At 71.1% G+C, this 15,582-nt stretch carries 16 protein-coding genes; 8 read left to right on the top strand and 8 right to left on the bottom strand.

Annotated elements, in window-relative coordinates:
* Positions 1-90: 90 nt before the first annotated feature.
* Positions 91-966, top strand: coding sequence for an aldo/keto reductase (locus tag Vse01_RS05000; protein WP_093401507.1), 876 nt, complete (start codon positions 91-93; stop codon positions 964-966).
* 289 nt (positions 967-1,255) lie between these two features.
* Here Vse01_RS05000 and Vse01_RS04995 read toward each other — a convergent pair whose 3' ends face one another.
* A complete protein-coding gene (locus tag Vse01_RS04995) occupies positions 1,256-2,242 on the bottom strand; it encodes a lipase family alpha/beta hydrolase (protein ID WP_232511011.1) in 987 nt (328 codons plus the stop codon).
* Positions 2,243-2,468: 226 nt separating this feature from the next.
* Positions 2,469-3,272, bottom strand: a complete 804-nt coding sequence (locus tag Vse01_RS04990) for a TerC family protein (RefSeq protein ID WP_093401618.1) — start codon at positions 3,270-3,272, stop codon at positions 2,469-2,471.
* A 410-nt stretch (positions 3,273-3,682) separates the two neighbouring features.
* On the opposite strand from Vse01_RS04990, the gene Vse01_RS04985 reads away from it, so the two are divergent.
* Positions 3,683-5,029 (top strand): pentapeptide repeat-containing protein, encoded by a 1,347-nt coding sequence (locus Vse01_RS04985; protein WP_139233067.1) that lies wholly within the window; start codon positions 3,683-3,685, stop codon positions 5,027-5,029.
* A gap of 114 nt (positions 5,030-5,143) precedes the next feature.
* Positions 5,144-5,617 carry a hypothetical protein gene (locus tag Vse01_RS04980; RefSeq protein ID WP_204019234.1) on the top strand — a complete coding sequence of 158 codons (474 nt, stop codon included), beginning with the start codon at positions 5,144-5,146 and terminating at the stop codon, positions 5,615-5,617.
* 136 nt (positions 5,618-5,753) lie between these two features.
* Here the strand turns inward: Vse01_RS04980 and Vse01_RS04975 are convergent, their stop codons facing one another.
* Both Vse01_RS04975 and Vse01_RS04970 read right to left on the bottom strand, forming a co-directional pair.
* Positions 5,754-5,948, bottom strand: coding sequence for a DUF397 domain-containing protein (locus Vse01_RS04975; RefSeq protein ID WP_093401510.1), 195 nt, complete (start codon positions 5,946-5,948; stop codon positions 5,754-5,756).
* Positions 5,936-6,775 carry a helix-turn-helix domain-containing protein gene (locus Vse01_RS04970; protein ID WP_373870636.1) on the bottom strand — a complete coding sequence of 280 codons (840 nt, stop codon included), beginning with the start codon at positions 6,773-6,775 and terminating at the stop codon, positions 5,936-5,938. Before Vse01_RS04970 ends, Vse01_RS04975 begins: the two co-directional genes overlap by 13 nt.
* Before the next feature lie 208 nt (positions 6,776-6,983).
* Here Vse01_RS04970 and Vse01_RS04965 point away from each other — a divergent pair, with 208 nt between their 5' ends.
* The 5 genes from Vse01_RS04965 to Vse01_RS04945 all read left to right on the top strand — a co-directional run bounded on the left by Vse01_RS04965 (position 6,984) and on the right by Vse01_RS04945 (position 10,945).
* Positions 6,984-7,352: a hypothetical protein gene (locus tag Vse01_RS04965; RefSeq protein ID WP_232511012.1), complete on the top strand. Its 369-nt coding sequence runs from the start codon at positions 6,984-6,986 to the stop codon at positions 7,350-7,352.
* Positions 7,349-7,603: a flavin reductase gene (locus Vse01_RS04960; RefSeq protein WP_093401511.1), complete on the top strand. Its 255-nt coding sequence runs from the start codon at positions 7,349-7,351 to the stop codon at positions 7,601-7,603. Before Vse01_RS04965 ends, Vse01_RS04960 begins: the two co-directional genes overlap by 4 nt.
* 173 nt (positions 7,604-7,776) lie before the next feature.
* Positions 7,777-9,090 (top strand): AAA family ATPase, encoded by a 1,314-nt coding sequence (locus tag Vse01_RS04955; RefSeq protein ID WP_093401512.1) that lies wholly within the window; start codon positions 7,777-7,779, stop codon positions 9,088-9,090.
* An 85-nt stretch (positions 9,091-9,175) separates the two neighbouring features.
* Positions 9,176-9,673, top strand: a complete 498-nt coding sequence (locus Vse01_RS04950) for an RloB family protein (protein WP_170863272.1) — start codon at positions 9,176-9,178, stop codon at positions 9,671-9,673.
* 171 nt (positions 9,674-9,844) lie between these two features.
* Positions 9,845-10,945 carry a J domain-containing protein gene (locus Vse01_RS04945; RefSeq protein ID WP_093401514.1) on the top strand — a complete coding sequence of 367 codons (1,101 nt, stop codon included), beginning with the start codon at positions 9,845-9,847 and terminating at the stop codon, positions 10,943-10,945.
* Positions 10,946-10,958: 13 nt separating this feature from the next.
* On the opposite strand, the gene Vse01_RS04940 is transcribed toward Vse01_RS04945, so the two are convergent.
* The 4 genes from Vse01_RS04940 to Vse01_RS04925 all read right to left on the bottom strand — a co-directional run bounded on the left by Vse01_RS04940 (position 10,959) and on the right by Vse01_RS04925 (position 15,543).
* Positions 10,959-11,396, bottom strand: a complete 438-nt coding sequence (locus Vse01_RS04940; RefSeq protein WP_093401515.1) for a hypothetical protein — start codon at positions 11,394-11,396, stop codon at positions 10,959-10,961.
* A 25-nt stretch (positions 11,397-11,421) separates the two neighbouring features.
* Positions 11,422-11,685, bottom strand: a complete 264-nt coding sequence (locus tag Vse01_RS04935) for a DUF6244 family protein (RefSeq protein ID WP_093401516.1) — start codon at positions 11,683-11,685, stop codon at positions 11,422-11,424.
* 231 nt (positions 11,686-11,916) lie between these two features.
* Entirely contained in the window at positions 11,917-12,903 is a 987-nt protein-coding gene (locus Vse01_RS29255) for a hypothetical protein (RefSeq protein ID WP_232511013.1), read from the bottom strand.
* A gap of 3 nt (positions 12,904-12,906) precedes the next feature.
* Positions 12,907-15,543, bottom strand: a complete 2,637-nt coding sequence (locus Vse01_RS04925; protein WP_093401517.1) for an FtsK/SpoIIIE domain-containing protein — start codon at positions 15,541-15,543, stop codon at positions 12,907-12,909.
* Between the last annotated feature and the right edge of the window lie 39 nt (positions 15,544-15,582).

The raw sequence follows: 15,582 nt of genomic DNA, 5'->3' as shown, positions 1-15,582 counted from the left end.
AGGGGTAGCAGCTGCGGTGAACGGCCGCTGTCCCAAAACCGACCGGGTAACTTGGGGCTCCGACAGGCAACGATCGGAAAGGTGATCCCCATGGCGCTCGAAGCCGGCACCCGGCCTGCCAAGGAGTCCGGCACCTACCGCATCGGGGGCGATCTTCAGGTCGACCGGCTCGGCTACGGCGCGATGCAGATCACCGGCCCCGGGGTCTGGGGCGACCCGAAGGACCCGGCCGAGGCGGTCCGGGTGCTGCGTCGCGCGTACGAGCTGGGGGTGACGTTCATCGACACCGCCGACTCGTACGGTCCGTTCGTCTCCGAGCTGCTGATCCGCGAGGCGCTGCACCCGTACGCCGACGACCTGCTCATCGCGACGAAGGCCGGGCTGACCCGCAGCGGCCCGGGTGACTGGCGGCCGGTGGGCCGACCGGAGTACCTGCGTCAGCAGTGCGAGTTGAGCCTGCGCCACCTGGGGCTGGAAACCATCGGCCTCTACCAGCTGCACCGCATCGATCCGGCGGTGCCGCTGGCCGACCAGCTCGGTGAGCTGGCACTGTTGCGGGAAGAGGGCAAGATCCGGCACATCGGGCTCTCCGAGGTGACCGTCGACCAGATCGAGGCGGCCCGCCGCATCGTGCCGATCGTGTCCGTGCAGAACCTGTACAACCTGGCCAACCGCGACGCGGAGGACGTGCTCGACCACTGCGAACGGCACGACCTCGCGTTCATCCCGTGGTTCCCGATCGCGACCGGTGACCTGGCCCGGCCTGGCGGCCCGCTGGACGCCGTCGCCGCCGAGCACGACGCGACGCCCGCGCAACTGGCCCTCGCCTGGCTGTTGCGCCGGTCGCCGGTCATGCTGCCGATCCCCGGTACGTCGTCGGTGGCGCACCTGGAGGAGAACGTGGCCGCGGCCCAGGTGAAGCTGACCGACGCCGAGTACGAAAGGCTCTCCGCCGCCACCGCCTGACCCTCCCCACGCGACACTTCACCCCCCTCCCACGCCGCGTCGCCCACCCTCCATACCCTGCGCCGTGGCGTGCGTGTCATGCGCGCCCTGCGTGCGCCGTGGCCGTGCGTGCGCGCCGTGCGCGTCGTGCGCCTGCAACTTCGGGGAAACTGCTGCCTGCGCCCGCCTGGACCCGACACCTTCGGGAAAAATGCTGCCTGCGCGGCCCGCCTGGCATCGGGGGTGTTGTCTGGGTGGGGTATCGATGGCTGCGGCCCGGCGACTCGGTGAAGCCGCCGGGCCGGGTGGGTCACAGGGCGAGGCAGTTGGGTTTGATCGCGGCGTCGCGGAGAACCTGTCGGATGACGGTGTAGGTGGTGCCGTCGAGCACCAGGCCGAGGTGGCCGACCACGCGCAACGGGCACCGGGACTGGATCAGTACGTTTGTCGCGCCGTCCGCCAGCTTCGCGTTGTCGACCGGTCGGACCAGTTCGTCCTGCCAGGTCCGCACCGCAGTCCAACGCACCGGGGCCGGCGTGTCGTCGCCCGCGTTGAGGGCGGTGAGGAACGACGACCCGATGGTCATCTGCTGGCAGGCCACCACGCCGGCGCAGCTGCCCAGACCGAGGAACGACACGATGTTTGCCACGTATGTGCCGTACTGCGGGGTGCCCAGGCTGACGTAGCGCTCGACGGAATCGCCGCCACCGAGGTTCTTGATGTAGTAACGACTGACCAGGCCACCCTCGGAGTGTGCGACCAGGTCGACCTTGGCACCTCCGGCGGCGGCGCGGACCTGCCCGACGTACCCGCGCAGCCCGGCGGCGGACGCGGTGATGTCACCAAGTCCGAGGTTGGGCAGCTGGTAGATCCAGACCCGGTAGCCGTCGGCGCGCAGCCGGGCGGCGAGTGGCTCGTAAACGGCGGTGATACCGCTGAGCCCACCCACCACGATGACCGGATTGGCGCCGGCCAGCGCCCGCAGGTCGTCGGCTACGGCGTCGCCGATGGGCGTGACGTGGGCAGACCCGGCCTCGCGGGCGGACCCGGCGGCGGTGCCGGTACCGGTGGTGCCGGGGGCGGCGGCGGTGGCGGTGGCGGTGACGGCAGACCCGGCGGCGGTGCCGGGGGCGGTGGTGACGGTGGCGGTGATGCCGGTGCCGGTGCCGGTGCCGGTGGTGACGGTGGCGACGCGGGTGGGCGCTGCCCTGTCGGGCGGAGCGGCGGTGGCGGCGGGAGCCGTGAGGACGGCGGCGACCGTGAGCGTCAGGACGGGGACAGCCTTTCGGAGCAGCATCGCTGCACCTCCCAAGGGGATCCCGGGGTTACCGGGTGGAGGCGGTGGGATGTCCGATCGACCGTGCACTGATGATGCGGGTCACGATCCAGAAACGTCAATGAAAAGTTACGCGCGGGTAGCGAATGCCCACCGGACGTTCCGCGAGTGGAGCCGACAAACCGTCCACGTACGACGAACGCCGCACGCACCGGATGGGTGCGTGCGGCGTCGAGTTCGGCGTGGGTCAGCTGGCTGGCGTCGTCTCCGGCTCCGGCTCAGGACGGGCCTGACCCTGCTTCACGTACGTCGGGTGCAGCTGCACCGGCCGGCTCTCCTGCTGGCGGCGCTGCCGCGCCCGGACCCGCAGGTTGAGGAACTCCACGAAGATCGAGAAGGCGATCGGGCCGTACACGTAGCCCTTCGGGATGTGCTGGTCGAAACTCTCCGCGATGAGGCTCGCCCCGATGAGCAGCAGGAACGACAGAGCCAGCATCTTGACCGTCGGGTGCTGGTTGACAAACCTGCTGACCGCACCGGCCGAGACCAGCATGATGATCATCGCGATGATCACGGCGGCGACCATGATGGCGAGTTCGTCGACCATGCCGACCGCGGTGATCACCGAGTCGAGCGAGAAGACCACATCCAGCACCAGGATCTGCGCGATGACCGCGCCGAACGAGACCACTTTGCCGCCCTCGCGGCCATGGTCGGAACCTTCCAGATGCTCGTGGATCTCGTACGTCGCCTTGCCCACCAGGAATATTCCGCCGAGTAGCAGGATCAGATCGCGCCCGGATATCTCCTGCCCGAGCACGGTGAACAGCGGCGCGGTCAGACCGATGATCCAGGACAACGACGCCAGCAACAGCAGTCGGGTGATCAGGGCGAGCGAGATGCCGATCGTCCGCGCCCGGGCCTGCTGGTGCTCGGGCAACCGCCCGGACAGGATCGAGATGAACACGACGTTGTCGATGCCCAGCACGATCTCCAGCAGGAGCAGGGTCGCGAACGCGATCCACAGCTCGGGACTGGTCAGGAACTCCATGCCATCCTCGACTCTCACGACCGGCCGCCGGGTCGGCACCCGGACCATCGGCTGATCTGCATCATGATGACCTACCGGGCCGCCAACCGCTTCGCAACCCCGCCCGCCCCACAGCACCCCCGGCCAGCACCGGACCGACCGCACGACTTGCGGCATGTCGTCCCTTCAGGGGCGCCGGGAAGCTGCAACATGCCGCATCCTGCGACAGCATCCCGGGCAGCTCTCTTCCCGGACAGCCTTCCGGCCGCACGCCACGACACCGCCCGGACCGGTCTCGCCTCCAGCCCACGACAGACGTCCGACAGGTCCCGGCCGGTCTCGGTCGCGCGCCACGGCGGCGGCGCCGACAGCTCTTCGGCGGGCGGGCCCGGGGTCCTACGCCACTGACGGATCGATGGCATGCTGTGGCCGTGCCCGGCACCTCACCTCCCGACGAACGACTGCGGGTCATGCCGTGGTGGCTGGTACTCATCGGGCTGCTGCTGGCCGCCCTGCTCGGCTGGTGGGTGCTGTACTGGCTGCTCGGCGAGGCCGACCGCGCCGCCGCGCCGGACACCCGGGCCACGCTGCGCATCGACGCCATCCGCACCGGGTTGACAGTGGTAGCCGGCACCGGCGGTGGGTTGGCGCTGCTGCTCGCCGCCCGGCGACAGTGGATCAGCGAACGGGCGCAGCGGCACCAGGAGGTCGTCGCCGCCGCCGACCAGGCACACCGTGACCGGGTGCAGGCGCACGCCGAGGCGGTCGCCGAGGCCGGGCAGCGACACCAGGAACACCAGGCCGAGGCCGCCGCGCACGACGCGGCCGAACGCCGGCTGACCGAGCTGTACACCCGGGCCGTCGAACTGCTCGGCAACGACAATGCGGCCGTACGCCTCGGTGGTCTGCACGCCCTGGAACGGCTCGGTCAGGACAACCCGGCGCAGCGTACGACGATCGTCGGGGTGCTCTGCGCGTACCTGCGGATGCCGTCGCCGGACGACGCGCGAGAGGCGGAGGTACGCCGCAGCGCGCAGCGGATGCTGACCCGGCACCTACGCGCGGACGGTGACGTCTTCTGGCCCGGCATGCGCCTGGACCTCACCGGTGCGCGGCTGGACGACTTCGACGCCACCGGCTGCGCCCTGGACGACGCCGACCTGACCGACGCCACCTGCACCGGCACCACCCGCTTCACCGGCGCGACGCTGCGCGGCCGGCTCGCCCTCGCCGCCACCTTCGAGGATCTCGTCCTCGACGGAGTCACCGGGGATGCGAAGATCATGCTCGACGACGCCACCGTCTCCGGCCGGCTGACTGTCGAACGGGCCGAAATCGGCAAGCTGAGCTGCCGGCGGGCCACCATTGCGGCGGCGTCGTTGCGGGCCACGTCCGTGCGACGGACGGCGAAATTCGACCACGCCCGCTTCACCGAGGGCGCGAGCTTCCGCGAGGCGGCCTTCCACAGCAGCGTGTCCATGGAACACGCGACCTTCACCGGCCAGGCAGACTTCCGTCAGGCCCGCTTCGCCGACCTGGCGCTGTTCCGCTGGACGGAGTTCGGCGGCGACGTCTGGTTCACCGACGTCGACTTTGACGGCCCGGCGAACTTCGGTCGAGCCCGCTTCCACGGCCCGGCCAGCTTCGAGCACGCCCGGCTGGCCTACCGCCCCCGGGTGGACCAGGCCCGCGCGACGGCCTCGGCACCGCATGTCTGGCCCGACGGTACGCGCGTCGAACCCCTCGACACCGACTGGCTCCTGCTCACCGATCCGTAGACCGGCCCCCGAGATGAGATCGGTCCGGTCCCTTCGATTTCCTGGACCCGACATAGGATGCGGGACTCCTGACATTCGACGAGGGAATTCATGTCCACGGCCAAGCAGAACCCCATGTCCTCGGTGTTCTCGGTAGACATCGGCATGCTCCTGGCCACCCTGCTCGCTCTCGTCGGATACCTGCTGCCCTGGTTCCGTCCGCGCCCCCGCGCCCAGTGGTCCTTCTCCGGCTGGGCGTACGCGTCGCTCAGCGACGGGAGCGGGGGTGGCTGGACGCTGCTCACCTTCGGGTGGCTGCTGCTGGCCGCTGGGGCCGCGCTGTGGGCACGGCAGGTCATGGCGGCGGCGATGGCCGGAATGGTTGCCGCCGTGGGCACCCTGGTCACCGCTATGGCGGTGGTGTCGGCCAGCTTCGGCATGATCGGTGAAAGAAGTGCGCTGGACTACGTGACAGAGCTGCCCTTCGGAGCCGGCATCCCGATCATGGCCGCCGGTATCGGGCTGCTCCTGGCCACCTCCTGCCGGGCGATCATTCGGTGCCACCTACTGGAAGCCACCCTGGACCGACACGACCCACCAACCCCCTGACGCACCCGCCCACTGAGCGCGCCCGCCGCCCGCCGCCCGCCGCCCCGATCATGCAGTTGCGGCACCCGATATCAACGATTTGCCCCACTCTGTCAACAACCACAACTGCATGATCGACGCCGTGCTGAGCGGAGGGTCAGATGCGGTCGGTGAGGTGGGCGACGAAGGTGCGCCAGGCGGTTGGGGGGAAGGTAAGCACCGGGCCGGTGGGGTCCTTCGAGTCCCGCACGCCGACCACGCCGGGCAGGTTGTCGGCGACCTCGACGCAGACACCGCCGTTCGTGGACGAGCGGGACGACGTGCGCCACCGCGCGCCGGTCAGGTGGTCCATGTCTTCGCCGCCTCCTTGAGCACGTCGAGGGTCTGCCCCAGCGGAAGTGCTTCGCCCCGAACCACGTCCCATGCCAATGCAAGACGAGCAATAGGATCCGGCTGCCCGGTGGTCTGCGACTCCAACTGATGATCCACGCAGGCGGCTCGTGATCCGTCGGGCAGGTCCGCCAGGATGAACGCGCCGGCCAGTCCTGGATAGATGCCAGCGGAGAGCGGCACGATGTGCAACTGGATATGCGGCTGCTCGGCGCACGTCACCAGATGCTCGACCTGTTCGGCCATCACGTCCGCGCCGCCGCACGCCCGCCGCAGCACCATCTCGTCAAGCACCACGAAGAGCTGCGGGGCCGGGTCACGCGCGAACACCGCCTGCCGCTCCAGCCGCGCCGCGACCCGCTGGTCCAGCTCGGCGAGCGGCGTCCCGGCCGCCCGGAAGACCGCGCGGGCATACGCCTCCGTCTGGAGCAACCCCGGCACGAAGGAGTGCTCGTACCAACGGAAAGCTGTCGCATCCCGCTCGATCTGGATCCACTCGCGCAGCCAGATCGGCGCGGCGTCGCCCTTGACCAACTCGTCCCAGAGCGTCGCGAAGTAGCCACCCGTGTCAAGCGCCTTGTCGACGGCGGTCAGGTACGGCAGCGTCGGCGGCTTGGTGCCGGTCTCGATCGCGCTCACCTGCGAGTCCGAGCAGAAGACCCGCTCGCCGAGCTGAGCCTGGGTCAGCCCGGCGGTCGCCCGACGTCGCCTCAGTTCGCGAAGCAGGTACTCCGACGGCGAGATTCCCACGGCTTCCAGTCCCTTCCACGACGCCCCACTCCGTTCCATGCCGGCTCGGGGCAGGTCGTCACGTTCCGCGATCAGGCGATAACTATTCCGAGCGTAGGGGGCGTACGTCCAGGGTGGAAGGAGCACGACGAGCCTGGTGGCGACCCATCCCCCGGTCCCGGCAGGACACGCCCGTGCCGGGGGTCGCCGCCAGGCGAGCATCCGCGGCGACCCCCGATCCCCCTGCCACCGACGAAGGAGGTGTGTCGTGTCCGCGACGAGGCACGCCAATGCCGTTCCGACAGCGCGCTGGCCGACCCGCCGAGCCGCCCGCCCCGTCGTCGCGCCGGGCGGCACCCGCGAGGACGGTACGCCCCGGGTCACACCCGGCGTCTACCTGCTGACCCGCGACGCATCCCCGCAGTTCGTCAGGCCGATCACGGTACGGGTGATCCGTGAACGGACCGGCCGGAGCACCTACGACGGTTGGGCGTGGATCGAGGTGTACCAGCTCGACCCTCGGGGCGAGGCGATCGACCGCCGCGAGTTGTACGTACGCCCCGACGGAATGCGCCCCGCGCCGCCGCTACGACACCGCACAGCGGCCCGGCGTGCTGCGACGAGGGCCGCCGGATGAACACGCCCGCCCGTGAACACGTACCGTCCCGCCCGACGTGGCGCTGCCGTGCCTGCGGCATCGCCTGGCCCTGCTCTGCGGCGAAGCTGCGCCTGCTCGCCGAGTACCGGGGCAACATCCCCGGTCTGATGATCTACCTCGTGACGCTGCGCGAGGAGGCCATCGCCCAACTCGCCGAGCGCAACCCCGGCACCCGCCTGCCGGACCTGCACCGACGCTTCACCGACTGGATACCGGCCCGCTCCCGCTGAAGGCCACCCGCCCTGGAGCGCGGTAATCCCCTGCCGCGTCGCGGGTCCTGCGGATGATGCAGTCAGCTCCGACACGGAAGCAGGGCGACCCATTCAAGGGCTTGGGTGTCGTTCCCGTGGTTTACTCGCAAGGATGGGCTCGTAACCGCCTACTGGGTAGGGGCACACCGCCGATGTTGCTAAGTTTCCGCTTCGCCAACCATCGTTCGTTTCGCGACGAGCATCAGCTCAACCTCATGCCCGTCTACGGCGACGGCGCCGAGGCGGACGAGCTAGCTCCGCAGGCGGTCCAGGTCGTTGGCATTTTCGGAGCCAACGCATCCGGCAAGTCCAACTGTCTAGGTGCCCTGGGTTTCATGCGACAGATGGTCGTGGAGTCAGACCGGGCGGTCGAGCCCGGGGTGGGACTGTCTCGGGAGCAATTCCGGCTGGATCCCGACATCGCCACGCAGCCCTCGCAGTACGTCGTGGACCTCATGCTCGGCGGGGTCCGGCACACTTACGGGTTCACGATCGATGACGACCGGGTGCTCGACGAATGGCTTTACCACTATCCGCTGGGTCGCAGGCGGCGCATCTTCGAACGAGATGGAAGCGAATTCTCCTGGGGCGAAGAGTCGGGCCGCCGTCCCTTGGAGCAGATCGCCGAGATCACCGCCCCGACCGCGCTCTTCCTCAGCACCGTCGCCCGTTTCGGCCACAGCCGCCCGGAGCCGGATCCGGCAAACCCGCAGCCGCTGCACGACACCTACCGATGGTTCTACCTGATGAGCCAGCGCACCGATCCTGCCTCCGGGCTCTCCGCCCTGATGCGTGCCGGCAGTTCGGACGCGGAGAAGGTACGCCAACTCGTCGTCGACCTGTTGCAGGCCGCTGACGTGGGCATCGTCGACATCGTGGTCCGAACTGACGCAGACCCCGAGGAGCAACCCGCGCAGAATGCGCTCAGGAAGTGGCTGAGAACAGCGGTTGCCTCGATGCGCCTCCCCCGGATCCAGTTCGCGCACCAAGGTCCCAACGGCACCGCGCTGCTCGATCTTCACGACCAGTCCAGCGGCACCCGGCAGTTGCTCACCCTGGGGCTGCACGCCGCTGCGATGCTCCGCACCGGTGCCACGATGTTGATCGATGAGATCGACGCCAGCCTGCATCCGATCCTGACCGCCAAGCTCATCAGCCTGTTCCGCAGCCCGCAGGCCAACCCCCTGGGCAGCCAGCTCGTCTTTACCAGCCACGACGCGGCGCTGCTCGGCACCATCGACGCTGAGGAGATCCTGCGCCGCGATGAGATCTGGTTTGTGGAAAAGGATGGCCAGGGAACGTCCTCGCTCTATCCGCTGACCGACTTCAAACCCCGCAAGGAGGGTGAGAACCGCCAACGCCGCTACCTCAACGGCAACTACGGGGCGGTCCCCGACCTGTCCAGCCACTTGTTCGAGCAGGCACTCGCCACCCGTGGAGACGTGGATGACACCTCGACGCGTTGAACACCGGACAGGCCGCACGGTCGACACCGGCCGGCGGGAAACCGACCTACGCAGGCAGCCGGCTTCTCGGGAACAACGGCGAACCGTGCTGATCACCACGAACGGTGAATCGACCGAGCGGACGTACTTCGACGCGCTGAAGCGCGAACCGTGGATCAGCGCCAAAGTGGCAGTCGCAGTGGAGCGCGGCTCCCCCACCGACCTGGTACGCGGCGCGGGCCGCCGGCAGCGGGACAACGACTACGACGAGGCATGGGCCGTGTGCGACGTCGACCACTACCCACCCGAGGAAGCCTCAGCCGAGGCACAGCGGTCGGGGGTACGGCTTGCCTGGTCCAACCCCTGCTTCGAGGTGTGGCTGCTACTCCATCTGTGTCATCACGCCGGCTATGTCGAGAACGCCAAGAAGGCCAGGGACCTGCTCCGTAAGCACCTCCCCCACTGGGACAAGACGCTGCTCGACTTCGACAGCTTCCGCAGCGGCGTCACCGACGCATGCCGGCGGGCAGCGCGACTCGATCCACCACCCGCTGGAAATCCCTCCACCTCAGTTGGTGAGCTTGTCGCCGCACTACAGCGTTGATCTGGACGCCTCATCAACCGGTGTTTCCACAGACGTCAGCCTCTGTGATCCTTGGCTTTGGTCCATGATGGAGCGCCCCACTCTTGCGGCGGCGGCTCGATCAACCGCATCGACGGGTGCTGTTAGCATCACGGCGGACGCGGTCAGCACTCATGAGGATCCGGCGAATCGATGTCTCGGAACGAGCAGGATCCGTACGTGCTTCTCGGCGTCAGCCGGGATGCGTCGCTGGCGCAGATTCGTGAGCGCTACCTGATCCTGGTGCAGGTCTGGCACCCGGACAAGCATCAGTCGAGCCCGGAGAACGTGCGGGCCGAAGCCACCCGGCAGATGCAGCAGATCAACAGGGCGTACAAACTGCTCACCGACGTTCGGGAACGCGAGGCCCGCGAGCGCCAGGCCCGCCAGGCCGAGGAACAGCAACGCGCGACGCACCAGCGGGCGGGCAGTGGGCAGCGGGCCAGCGACTGGGCAGCACAGCAACGCGAGGCGCGTGAACAGGAGGCCCGGGAGCGGGCGGCAGACGAACGTCGGGCCCGGGAGCGGGCGGCACGCGAGGCACGCGCGCAGGAAGCCCGCGAGCGCGAGGTGCGCGAGCGGGCGGAGGCCGAGCGGCTGGCGCGGATACGCGAGCGGGAGGCACGCGAGCACCAGCATCCCCGCGCCCGGTGGACGCATCCCCGGTACCAGCCGGCGCAGCTACCGGAACCGCTGACCATCGAACCGATAACCATCTCGTTGTCGGATGGCGCCGAGGGTTACACGCTGTTGGCTCGATCCGAAGACCAGGAGTCTGTGGTCTTCTTTCCCGGCGCCGACGGCGAGCTGCTCCTGTTCCGCGCCAAGGAGACGCTGCACCGGTACCTGACCGAGACCAGCTCCCACGAGCTGGCCGCCGTTCCCGGTTGGGACGAGTTCATGAACTCGATCCTCAAGGCCGGAATCAGCGTCGACGACGATCGGTCGTACGACTTCGGGTTGATCCTCTACAGCATCAGGCGCCCGGTGACCGACTGGGTTCCCCGGCTCTTCATCACCAACCGCGATCTCCTGGTGGACATCGCGGAGGCGTTCGGGATCACCGAGGCGTTGGAGGTGTTGCGCGTCGGATCGGCGATCGACACGCTCGACGATCTGATGCGGGTCGCCGACCGACCACTCGCCGGATGGGGCGCACGGCGTCGGCTCGACGCCATGAATTCGGGGCCTGCGAGCATCGCGTGGCGCAGGGTGATCCGGAACGTCGAGAAACGCGTACGGTGGCTGCGCTGAGCGGCCAGCCTCGTCACTCCTGCGGCCCGCTGTCACCGGCCTGGATGGACCGGGCGGTCGGCAGCAGCGCATCGCTGAATTCCGGGAGCGTCAGCACGTTTACCGCGACGCCGGGCTCGACCAGCCAGAACGCCTGGACACCGTCGTGCAGACCGGCGCTGTCACCGTGCGGGAACTCGCTCAGCTGCCACTCGGCGGGGTCGCGCTCGTGATATTCGCGAAGGAAGTCCCGTAGCGCGGTCAGGTCGACAAGCCGGTCCCCGCGCAGCACGTGGACCCGCAGATCCACGCGATGCCCCTCGGGCGTCTGCCGCTCCCAGACCCGGCTGGCGAAGCGTACGTCGTCCCACTCGGTGGCGAAGTCGGACACCTCGTCGCCGACACCGGCCGGCACCTGCCCGATGTGGAAACCGTCAAGCAGCCCGCCGTCCCGCCTCTCGCCGCTGCTCATCCCACCGCCTCGATCGGTTTCCGACTCAGTTGCCAAGCGCCCGTACCTTGGCGATCGTCTCCTGGACGTGCTGCCGGGCGGGCTCGTGCCCCTGCGCCGCCTGTGTGAGCGCCTGCCGGTACGAGTCGATCATGTTGATCAGTGGCCCGGCGGCGACACCCTGGAGGGCCCCGGCGACGAGCTGGCGGGCCTCGGCCGCGTCCTGCGCCGCCGCCGCTGTCTTCGCCTTCGCCTCGTCCAGCTTCTGCGCCGCCGCCGCCAGCCTGGCGATCATCTCCGCTGCGCTCACACGCCCTCCCCACGATCGCATCACCCCGGCGTCGCCGCCTGCCCACGAGCAGCGACCACACAGGAGCGTACGAGATCCACACACGCATCGCGACCACCCGAACGCGCCACACCGCCAAGGGTGGGTACATCTGTCGCTGTCATGGCGACAACAACTGCACCCACCCCCCGTTTCGCCTCGTCCCGCCAGCCGCCGTGCCGACGATTCGGTGGACCGGCTACCCGGGGGGGGTCAGCGCAGCACGCGGAAGAGCAGCAGGTAGCCGCAGTAGGCGAGGGGTACCGCGAGGAAGCAGATCAGGAAACCCAGGACCGGATGGCGCGGCGGGGTGGCGGCGCCGACGGCCGGCCGCCCCCAGCGGCCGAGCACCAGCCAGCCGCCGATCAGCGCCATGGCGGGCAGGCCGGCGAGCATCCAGGCGAGCAGGGTGCCCAACCCAACCACGCCGAGGCTCCAGCCGAACGTCAGGACCAGCAACAGCAGCGCCGCGATGCCGGCGGCACCGGCGTAGACCGCGACCGCTCGGGCCCGCGACGACCAGCCAGGTAACAGCGCCGGTTGCTGGGCGAGCAGTTCGGCCTGCTGCCCGTGCCGGTCGGCCTCGTCGGCCCACCGCCGAGCCAGCTCCAGCTCCGTCGCCGGGTCGACCGCTCCGGCGCGCGGGGCCGGCACCCCAGCCGCCGTCGCGCTCACGGCCACCGGCAGCGCCGGGCCCGTCTGTCCCACCCCAACCGGGGAGTACGCCCCGACATCCGGCCGCCCCGGGGCGGCGGCTGCGCCGCCGTCCGACCCCGTCCCCGGTCCCCACCCGCCGCCCGGGTACCCGGGCGAACCCGGCGGCCGACCCGGCGGGCCCGACACCGGTGCGCCGGTCGGCGACGGCCCGGCCGGGCCGGACACCGGTGCGCCGGGTGGGGCCGGCGGGCCGGACATCGGCGCGCCGGGCGGGGGCGGACCGGGAGGCGGACCACCGGGCACGGCTCCGCCCGGCGTGGCACCGGTCGGTGCGGTGCCGCTCGGGCCGCCCGGTGCGATGCCAATGGTGCGGCCGAGGTGGTCGAGGCGCTGCCCCTGCGCGGTCAGCCGCCGGTCGAGGTACTCCACGGCGGCGCCGAGATCCCGCTGCCGTTCGGCCTCGGCGGCGGCGCCCTGCTCACCGGCACGGTGCTGCACCGCCAGGTGACGGGCCAGCGCCGCGTACTCGTCGAAGGTGGACACGCCTCACTCCTGCCCGTCGGAGGGGTGACCGTCGCGGGCGAACGGCACGATCAACCGGACCCGCTGGTCATGCCGGTCCACCAGCAGCGCCCGATCCGCGCGGGGGGTGTATGCGAGGTCGTGCACGCCGAGGTGCAGACCGAGATCCGAGCCGGGCACGTTCAGCGCGACCAGGCAGGCGACGTCGTCGCGGTTCTGCGTACCGCCGAGGTCGTCGGCGAGCCGGCGCAGGCCGCGCCACCAACCGAGCAGGTGCACCCCGTGGCCGGGCCCCTGGCGCAGCAGCACCCGCAGGTCGTCGTGGCCGGAGCGGAACGTGGTCGGGTCGCTCTCGCCGAGCAGGCCGGCGGCGGCGTCCATCCCGAACACCACCAGATAGCTACGCCCCGCCGGCACCGCACCCGGCTCCGCCGCCCCGGCACCCGCACCGATGTGGTCAACACCCCGCAGGGCGGCTCCGGCGGGTGCGGACCCTGGGCCGTCGGTGCGGTGACCGCCGGCCAGGCCGGTGGCGAGGGTGCTGATCCGGTCGCGTAGGGCAGCGGCGTCGAGCCGCTGGACCCGGTGCCCGCCGGCGGCCAACGTGGCTGCCGTGTCGTCGGCCGCCGGGTCGGCGGCGGCGACCAGCGGAGCAAGCACGAACACCGCCTCGCCGGGGGCATGCTGTCGGGCCAGGCTCAGGGTGGCTGCCCGCAGCACCTCGGCCCCGGCGGACGAGGTGCCGACCACGGCCAGGTGCCGGCCGGGGGCGGTGTCCATGATGAACAGGGCGGTGGTGCCGTCCACGTCGACCGTCCGGCCGACCAACGCCAGGGGACGCCGGCCGCCGGGGCGCAACCCGGTGAAGGTGGCATCCTCCTCGACGCGGGCGGTGTCGTAGCCGCGGAACACCGACGGTGGGCGGGCCCCCGCCGGGCGGGCCTGCCACAGCTCGTGACGCAGCCGGGTCAACTCGTCGGCTGCGGCGTGCGCGTCGGGGAAGCGGATCACGGTGTTCGCGCCGGGCGCGCCGGCGGCGGTGTTCACCACGGCCGAGCCGACCGGCAGCGTCGCTGCGGCGTCGTTGAGGTGGTCGAGCACTCCCCCGCCGCCGGGCAGCGCCACCCGCAGGGCGAACTGCCCGAAGACCGCCTCGGCGCGGCCGTAGAGCGCCTCGATCCCGGTGGTGCTCTGGCTGGCCAGCACCAGGTGTACGCCGTACGAGCGGCCCTTGCGGGCCAACTCCTCCAGCAGATCCGCCGACTCGCGGGCCAGCGGATCGTTGCCGGCCAGCAGCACGTGGAACTCGTCGATCACCGCGACGATCCGGGGCACCGGGGTGTCGGCGGGCAGGTCGGCGAGCTTTGTGACGCCGTGCCGCTTGAGTGCGGTGGCCCGCCGGTGCAGTTCGCGGCGCAGCTCGCGCAGCACCGCCACGCCGTACTCCCGGTCGCTCTCGATACCGACGGCGCGGGCGTGCGGCAACCACGAAGGGTCGCGTTCGGTGGGCACGAACTCGGTGAAGCTGACCCCCTCCTTGAAGTCCAGGAGGTAGAGCTGCAACTCGACGGGCGAGTAGCGGACCGCCAGGCCGTACAGGACGTCGAGCAGGAAGACGGTCTTGCCGGCGCCCGTACGCCCGCCGACCAGCCAGTGCGGGGTGGCGTCGTCGAAGGCCATCGGGAACGGGTCGCGTCCGGCGCGGCCCACCACGGTACGCAGGCCCGCCCGGCCGGAGAGCCCCCACCGCTGCCCGGGCAGCAGGTCGGCGAAGCCGACCGCCTCGCCGCGTCGGGCCGCCTCGCCCAGGTGGGTGGCGAGCGCGGCGACGGAGGCCGGCGGGGGGTCGCCGTCGAGGACCACCGGCGCGGCCAGTCCGCTGCCGTCGGCGCTGAACGGCGTGCCGGGCGGGTCGCCGACCCGGGCGTACCCGTCGGTCAGTCGGAGCAGTGTGGTGGCGCCCAGCGGTGGGGCGGACTCGCCCGGCCCGGCCGGCGGCCAGCCGGCGAGCAGCACGCAGACGGCGGCGGCGGGGCCGGCGTGGGTGAGCGCGGCCAGTCGGGCGGCCTCGCGGGGCGCGGGGATGGACGCGGCGACCAGCACCAGCAGGTCCTGGTCCGGTCGGTCGGCCTGCCGCGCGGCCCGCGCGTGCCGTTCGGCGGCGTCGAGCAGCGTGGTGACCTCCGCCTCGGTGGTGGCCGGCGGGTCGACGACTCCGGCGTCGAGCAGCGGTCGCAGCGGACCGAAGGTGGCGCCGAGGGCGGCGGTGTCCAGCGCGGCGACCCGGACACCACCGGGCGCGGCGGTGGCCAACAGCCGCAGCACCAGGGCGCGGAGCAGGCCGGCGACCGTCGGCTGGCGGGCGTCGCCGTCGATCGCCAGGTGGTGCCCGGCGCCCAGGGGCAGCAGCACCGGGAAGCCGCCGCCGGCGGTGACCGCCTCCCCGACGCGTACCGGGACGGGTCGGCGGGCCAGTGGGGTGCCCGGCGTCGGGGTGGCCAGCGCGGCACCGACCCGGGCCAGCCGGGCCAGCAGGTCGGTGTCGACCACTGTGGCCGACGGTGGGGTGGCGCTCAGCGCGGTGCGGGCGGATTCGAGGTGGGCGCGGGCCGCCCGGTGAGCGGCGACCGCCTGCTCGTACGCCGACGCGAGCCTGCCCACACCCCTGCCCTTCGCCGCCGAGCGCCGCCTGGTCGCAGA

The sequence above is a fragment of the Micromonospora sediminimaris genome, assembly GCF_016863575.1.
GTDB lineage: Bacteria > Actinomycetota > Actinomycetes > Mycobacteriales > Micromonosporaceae > Micromonospora > Micromonospora sediminimaris.
Note: the sequence above shows the minus strand (reverse complement) of the source record. Positions and strands in the feature narration are given on the sequence as shown.